This is a genomic window from Terrimonas alba, from assembly GCF_042434975.1.
Classification (GTDB): Bacteria; Bacteroidota; Bacteroidia; order Chitinophagales; family Chitinophagaceae; genus Terrimonas_B; species Terrimonas_B alba.
Window position 1 is genome coordinate 1 of record NZ_JBHMQM010000033.1, and the last position, 1,485, is coordinate 1,485.

The window sequence follows — 1,485 nt, forward strand, 5'->3', positions numbered from 1 at the left end:
TACCGGGTAATGGCAATTGGCGAAGTCATAGACGGTACCGTTTGCTGCTCTTATTTTTAGAATGACTGTAAAGTCTCCTGTTCCTGCATCAACAGTGATTGAAGAAACGCCTTCATTGGCTCCGTCAATAGTAGCGCCATTGGCTGGGTCAAGCGACCATACATAGGTTAAGAAATCACCTGGGCTGGCCAGACCTGCAGTATAAGTGAGATCCTGGGAATTAGCGCAAACCGGTGTTGGTCCACTGACACCCGGGCAGCTGGCACCACCTGTCACATCGATATAGACCCTGGCAGTAGCGACACAACTGTTGGCAGTTGAAGTTGCTGTTACTTCAAAAATATAAAGACCGGTTACAAAGCCACCGGCAGCTAAAGCAGTAGGAGTAAAGGTGACACTGGCACCGCTTGTAGAGCTGAGATTTGAATTGGTGGCATTATTTCCGGATACAGCCGCCCATGTGAAGCTGCTGAAAAGCGAATTATCCTGTGTACCATTTAAAGTACCCTCGGCGGTCAAAGCAGCTGAAGGATTTGCCTGGTTTGAATTGAGTGTGGCCGGAGCTTGGGCTGTTGTTACATTGCCATCTACTTTGGCTACTACTGAAGCTTCATCTATAACGGTAGCGGTTGCTTGTTCACAGGTAGTAGTGCCACTGCCCGTTGTTACACAAGCACCAATCTTAAAGCTACCTGCTGTAAAGGCGGTTCCTGAAGGAGTTATTGCGATAGTTGCATTTCCGTCAACATCAGCTACCACAGAATAAAAATTAACCTTGTTAGCACAGTCACCAGTACCAACGGCCGTAACACCATTGGGTAGTTTGGCGCCAGCCGTATTGCTGGTGAAATAGAATTTAACCGTTGCACCCGCTGCATCTGTGCTGGAATAGGTAACATTAAAGCTGGTGGCAGTATTGGTGCAACCTGATGAACCTGGAGTAAGACCACAGGTAGGAGCCGGGATCTGGATGGCATTAGACATGATCTGGTTATCCTGGCTACCCAAAGAAACGCCGGGTTCAGGCGCATTATCATTCGGATCATTCACATCATCCAGTCTTTCCAGTGTAACGTGGTAAGGTCCGCCACTGATGCTTCCTGCTCCCTGGCCGGAGCCATAGCCGCAGGTTCCATTTCCGGCAGCAAGCCGGGTGGCAAAACGGATCATCACTATGTCGGAAGAAGAGGTCCATTCAAGAAGATATTCTGCCAGGTCTTTACCACTACCCTGGTAGGCAATAAAGGATACTGTAACGTTGCTGATGGCTGCATTACCTCTTATTTCAATTGTTCTGTCTCCATACCTGATAACGCCTCCTGTATTAGGTTTGATATAGCTTTCAAAGCAAGCTATATTGGCATCCACGTTTGGAGCGCCAAGAGTTGGTTTCCCGGGATTGCCAATTACATCAGGAAAAGATGCCGTCTGAACAAAATCGTTAACACCATCGGTCAGTGCAGCACAGGCAGCAGCTCCCGCTGC

General features: G+C 48.5%; 1 protein-coding gene. It reads right to left on the bottom strand.

Features of this window, described 5'->3' with window-relative positions; genetic code table 11:
* Positions 1-1,485, bottom strand: a 1,485-nt coding sequence (locus ACFEL9_RS26055) for a hypothetical protein (protein WP_385896324.1), incomplete at both ends; no start/stop codon positions are given.